At 61.4% G+C, this 5,707-nt stretch carries 4 protein-coding genes; 1 reads left to right on the top strand and 3 read right to left on the bottom strand.

Annotated elements, in window-relative coordinates:
- Nucleotides 1-63: 63 nt before the first annotated feature.
- From AACR77_RS18160 to AACR77_RS18150, 3 genes are all read right to left on the bottom strand, one after another.
- A complete protein-coding gene (locus AACR77_RS18160; RefSeq protein ID WP_266135808.1) occupies nt 64-1,092 on the bottom strand; it encodes a methyl-accepting chemotaxis protein in 1,029 nt (342 codons plus the stop codon).
- Between the two features lie 599 nt (nt 1,093-1,691).
- The gene (locus AACR77_RS18155; RefSeq protein WP_010675416.1) at nt 1,692-2,240 is read right to left on the bottom strand and encodes an NAD(P)H nitroreductase; all 549 of its coding nucleotides are present in this window, start codon (nt 2,238-2,240) and stop codon (nt 1,692-1,694) included.
- A gap of 107 nt (nt 2,241-2,347) precedes the next feature.
- On the bottom strand, nt 2,348-4,387 hold the full coding sequence (locus AACR77_RS18150) for an NADPH-dependent 2,4-dienoyl-CoA reductase (RefSeq protein WP_042883246.1): 2,040 nt from the start codon (nt 4,385-4,387) through the stop codon (nt 2,348-2,350).
- A 320-nt stretch (nt 4,388-4,707) separates the two neighbouring features.
- Here AACR77_RS18150 and AACR77_RS18145 point away from each other — a divergent pair.
- Nucleotides 4,708-5,707 (top strand): S49 family peptidase (locus tag AACR77_RS18145; protein ID WP_442853383.1); only part of this gene is annotated, 1,000 nt, incomplete at its 3' end.

The raw sequence follows: 5,707 nt of genomic DNA, 5'->3' as shown, positions 1-5,707 counted from the left end.
GGTGGCAGTCAACCCGGCACGGCTGCTGCCAGTCAAAGGTTGAGCGGAAGGCCCGAGGCTCGCTCAGGCGCTTTCCAGCAAGCGGTCGATGCAGTGCACCACCTGCATGCTGGCGTTTTCCATGGTCTTGAGCTGCTCGACCATGCTTTTGATATCCCCCTGCTCGCGCGCGTGCAGGGCGGCCTTGCCGCTCTCGTGGACCCGCTTGTGGGGCCCGTCCAGTTCACGAAAGCCCGGCTTGTGGGCGAAGAGCTCGGCGCCCTGCCCCTCGAAATACCATTTGCCCAGCCTGCACTGAGCGTGGTCGCTCACCGGCTCATGAAAATGCTGCTGATCGATGAGCCGATAGATGGTGTTCTTCCAGACGGCGTGATCCAGCTTGGTGGTATTGAGGAAGGAGGTGGAGGCAGCACTGTGGATCACCTGCTGCATCCGGCCTGATTGTGCCAGCACCTGGGTCACCACCACATCGATCTGGGAGGAAGAGGTCGCCACCTCGGCGGCACTGGCCTGGTTGTCATCGATGATGGACTTGATCTCCTGCGCCTGGGCCACTATCTGTCTGACCAGCACCTCTATCTGGCTGCTGGCTTCATGAGCCTTGCTCGCCAGCTGACGCACCTCATCGGCGACCACGGCGAATCCTCGACCAGCTTCACCGGCCCTGGCCGCCTCGATGGCCGCATTGAGTGCCAGCAGGTTGGTCTGATCCGAAATGCCCTGGATGGCGGTCACGAACTGGTTGATGGCGGATGTGCTGGCATCGAGCTGATGGACGGCTGCGAGGCTGCGAGCCGCCTCATCCGTGATGGCATGGGCGCGCTCGGAGAGACGGGTGATGGCGCCCCGGGTCTGGGCAAAGAGCTGATCCAGCTCGCAGAGCGCTCCCTTTTCCGCCATCAGGTGTTCGGCACTGCCGGCCAGTGCTTCCCGCACGCTCTGCAGCATCTCACCTCCCTGGTTCTGGCAGGAGATCACTTGATTGAAGAGATCGCCACGCTCCCGGCTGGTGCGCTGCATGTGCTCGTATTCACCGATGGTGGCGCGCAATTCGGCCAGTTCGCTCTGGTGCTGCTGCTCTTTGAGAAGCATCGTCTCCCTGAGCTGTTGATTCTCTTTTTCAAGCTTGCGGTTGAACCACATATGGCCTCCGGATGGCAAAGGTGCGGGCAGTCGACATTGAGGGGAAGCCTCTGGCTCTCTTGTCTCTGCCGATGCTGGCGGATCCCGGGCCGGATTTCACCTGCAAATGCAGGATATTTGACCCTGATCCTGACTCCAATCGAGACCACATCAATGGCTGTGCAAAAGATCGCCGGAAAGAGACAAGGTGAGGTAGAGAAGAGGCAGAAGAGAGGCAGAGGAGAAAGAACGCTGACGTGCCGATCCCGCAAAAATGAAGCCCAATGTCATCAAGACGTTGGGCTCTAAAAAGGTGCTACGGAATTGCGACTCTCATCGCAGAAAATTAGAAGGGGTCACCTTCTAAACTGGCAGTGGGATAATAACGTGGCGCAAACGTTTTACATAGCGTAATAAACCAGGAGTGAGAAGAATCTCTCACAATTCAAAAAATGTCCGGCCAACCCCCTTCTCCCCTCTTGGCAAGTGCGCATTTATCAGTACAGCCTGACGGCTCTGTCAGAAAACAAAAAAGTCCTGAATAATCAGGGCTTTTGGCGTTCTGCGCTTCAGAAGCTGCGCACGAAGTCCTGAATGGGCAACTCGCGCAGCTTGCGGGCCTCCAGCATGGGGGTGCCAAGGTAGAGGAAGCCCACCAGTTGATCCTCCGGTGCCAGCCCCAGTGCACCATGGATCTGCTCGTCGAAGATGAACCAGCCGGAGCGCCAGATGCCGTTGAAGCCCTGGGCCTGGGCCGCCATCTGCATCGCCATCAGGGCGCAACCGGCAGAGAGCTCCTGCTCCAGTTTCGGTACCTTGGGGTGCGCCTGATAACGGGTCGCCACCGCGATCACCAGGGGAGCACGCAGTGGCGCGGCGCGGCACTTCTCGACACTGTCCGCATCCTCGCCACGGGCATGGGCGGCATCGGCCAGCAATGTCCCCAGACGCTCACGCCCCTCCCCTTCAAACAGGATGAACTGCCAGGGGGTCAGAGTGCCGTGATCCGGCGCCCGCAGCCCGGCCTTGAGGATATTGTCGAGCACTTCGCCACTCGGGGCAGGCTCGGCCAGACGACCACAGGAGTGGCGATTGAGTAACAGATGGAGGGCATCCATGGGGCAGTTCCTTGTCAAAGGCGATGATGGCGCTACCTTAGCACAGCACCGGATGAAGAAAACCCCTGGGGTTCAGGGGTTTGTCAGGATACGAAAGGGCCGGGAGGCTAGATGACGGCAGCCAGCTCCGCCCCTTGCCGGATGGCGCGTTTGGCATCCAGCTCGGCGGCCACGTCGGCACCGCCGATGATGTGCACCGGCTTGCCCGCGGCCTGCAGACCGGCCTGCAACTCCTTGAGGGGCTCCTGTCCGGCACAGATGATCACCTGATCCACCGGCAGGCACTGCTGCTGGTCGCCCACCTGGATGTGAAGCCCGGCATCGTCGATACGCAGATACTGGACGCCGGAGAGCATCTGCACCTTGCGATTCTTGAGCACGGTGCGATGGATCCAGCCGGTGGTCTTGCCAAGGCCGTCGCCCACCTTGCTCTCCTTGCGCTGGAGCAACCAGATCTGGCGCTCGGGGGCATCGATTTCGGGGGTAGTCAGGCCGCCGCGCTCACCCAGTTGCTTGTCGATGCCCCACTCCTTGAGCCAGTGGTCACGGTGGCGATCCGCGTCCCCTGCCGTCTGTTGCTCCACCCGTTTTTCCACCAGATATTCGGCCACGTCAAAGCCGATGCCGCCGGCGCCGATCACCGCCACCTTCTCGCCCACCGGCTTATGATCACGCAAGACATCGAGGTAGCTCAACACCTTGGGGTGCTCGATACCCGGGATATTGGGAGTGCGCGGGCGGATGCCGGTGGCGAGGATCACCTCGTCAAAACCGCCGCCCAAGAGGCTCTCAGCACTCTGGCGCTGGCCCAGATAGAGCTCGACGCCGCACTTCTCAAGCCGTTTGGCGAAGTAGCGCAGGGTCTCGTGAAACTCCTCCTTGCCCGGGATCTGCTTGGCAAAGTTGAACTGGCCGCCGATTTCGCTCGCCTGATCGAACAGGCTCACCTGATGGCCGCGCTCGGCGGCGTAGCAGGCAAACGCCAGCCCCGCAGGACCCGCCCCCACCACCGCCAGCTTCTTGGGCTGGGGCACTCGGCCAAACGTCAACTCGGTCTCGAAACAGGCGCGGGGATTGACCAGGCAGGAGGCACGCTTTTGCTTGAACACGTGGTCGAGGCAGGCCTGGTTGCAGGCGATGCAGGTGTTGATCTCGTCCGCCCTGTCTTCAGCCGCTTTGATGACGAATTCGGGGTCCGCCAGGAAGGGGCGCGCCATGGAGACCATGTCCGCCTCCCCCCCCGCCAGGATGCGCTCCGCCACCTCGGGGGTGTTGATGCGGTTGGTGGTGATGAGGGGCACCTTGAGGTGCTTTTTCAGCTCGGCGGTCACCCAGCTGAAGGCACCGCGCGGCACGCTGGTGGCGATGGTGGGAATGCGCGCCTCGTGCCAGCCGATACCGGTGTTGATGAGGGTGACCCCCACCTGCTCCAGTGCCCGGCCAAGTGCGATCACTTCCTCAAGGGAGGAGCCCTGCTCCACCAGGTCCAGCATGGAGAGGCGGAAGATGATGATGAAATCCGTGCCCACCCGCTCACGGATGGCGCGGACAATCTCCACCGGGAAGCGCATGCGGTTTTCGCTGCTGCCGCCCCAGCCATCGGTGCGCTTGTTGGTGCGTTCGCAGATGAACTGGTTGATGAGATAGCCTTCCGACCCCATCACCTCGACCCCGTCATAACCGGCCGCCTTGGCCAGCGCCGCAGTGGCGGCGAAGTCGCGAATGGTGCCGCGGATCTGCCGCTCGCTCATGGCCCGCGGCTTGAACGGGGAGATGGGAGCCTTGAGGGCGCTCGGCGCCAGGCTGAACGGATGGTAGGCGTAGCGGCCCGCATGAAGGATCTGCAGCGCTATCTTGCCCCCTTCCCGGTGCACTGCCTCGGTCACCTTGCGGTGTTTGGCTACCTGCCAGGGAAAGCTCAGCTGGGAGCCGTGGGGCACCAGCCGCCCCCGCAAATTGGGGGCGATGCCGCCAGTCACGATGAGACCGACCCCGCCACGGGCCCGCTCACCATAGAAGGCGGCCAGCTTGTCAAAACCCCCCTTTTCCTCCTCGAGCCCGGTGTGCATGGACCCCATCAGTACGCGGTTGCGCAACTGGGTAAAACCCAGATCGAGGGGGGTCAGCAGCGTGGGATAACGGCTCATGATGCACTCCTTGTCGAGGTCGATGTGCACGGGGTCATGCTCCAGCCTTCCTGGCTGCCTCGGGTGACGGGCAGTAAAAAGAAGGGGTAGGTGGAGGTGGGGCCGGCTCATCGGGCCTTTCAGTTAATTTTTTGTTATCAAACTGGAGCTAGAGTAAAGAATCGAAAACTCTTTTTCAAACAAATGTTTGGACATTTTTTCAGCGAACAGCCGTGTTCCGAAGTGGCGGGGGGCAGTCGACTCAAGGGGAAATGGCAATTGGCTGCGCAACTGGTTAATAATGGCTGCTCTCAACCCATTAACAGGGCGACAACGCAGCTATGTCTATTTTCAAAGGTCTGGGATGGCTCTTTCGCAGCCTCTGGCGCCTGCTCAACTTTACCCGCTTGATGCTGGTCAACCTGCTGTTTCTTCTCGTCGTGCTGGTCATTGTCTTCAGCGTCAGCCAGAGCGAGACCCCAAGCACCCCCATCGAGGGGGCGCTCACCCTCAATCTCTCCGGTGTGCTGGTAGAACAGCGCACCCAGACCGATCCCACGGTGCAACTGCTCAGGCAAATGGACAAGGGGGACGAGCAGCCAAGCGAAATCGTCCTCTCCGATCTGCTGTGGGCCATCAAGAGTGCGGGAAATGACGATCGCATCAAGGCGCTGGTGATCAAGCCTCAGGGTCTGCAAGGGGCCAGCCTCTCCAAACTGCAGGAGGTGACGGCCGCCATCGACGCCTTCAAGGAGAGCGGCAAGCCGGTCATCGCCATGGCGGACTACTACAGCCAGGGGGCCTATCTGCTCGCCGCCCACGCCGACCACGTGCTGCTCAACCAGAGTGGTGCCGTGCTGATCGAGGGGCTGGGTGTCTACCAGACCTACTTCAAGTCGGCACTGGAGAAGCTCAATATCACCCCACACGTCTTCAAGGTCGGCACCTACAAGTCCTTCGTCGAGCCCTACACCCGGGACGAGATGTCCCCCGAGAGCAAGGAGGCGAACCAGCGCTGGCTGGATCAGCTGTGGCAATCCTATGTGGCCGACGTGGCGGAGCAGCGGGAGATCGAACCGGATGCCGTCGCACCGAACAAGGATCACTTCCTCGAACTGCTGCGCAAGGCCGGTGGCAATGCGGCCAGCTACGCCCTCGACAACGGTCTGGTGGATCAACTCGCCACCCGCGACGAAATGACCCAGGCGGTGATCAAGGAAGTGGGCGAGGCCGATGACCACGGCTGGAAGGGCGTGGGCCTGAAAGAGTATCTGGCCGCCATCCCGGAACAGTACCCCCAGAGCGGCAAGGATGAGGTAGGCCTCATCACTGCCAGCGGCG

Source organism: Aeromonas sp. ZOR0002 (assembly GCF_963866995.1).
Lineage (GTDB): Bacteria > Pseudomonadota > Gammaproteobacteria > Enterobacterales > Aeromonadaceae > Aeromonas > Aeromonas caviae.
This window is presented reverse-complemented; position numbering and strand designations above follow the sequence as displayed.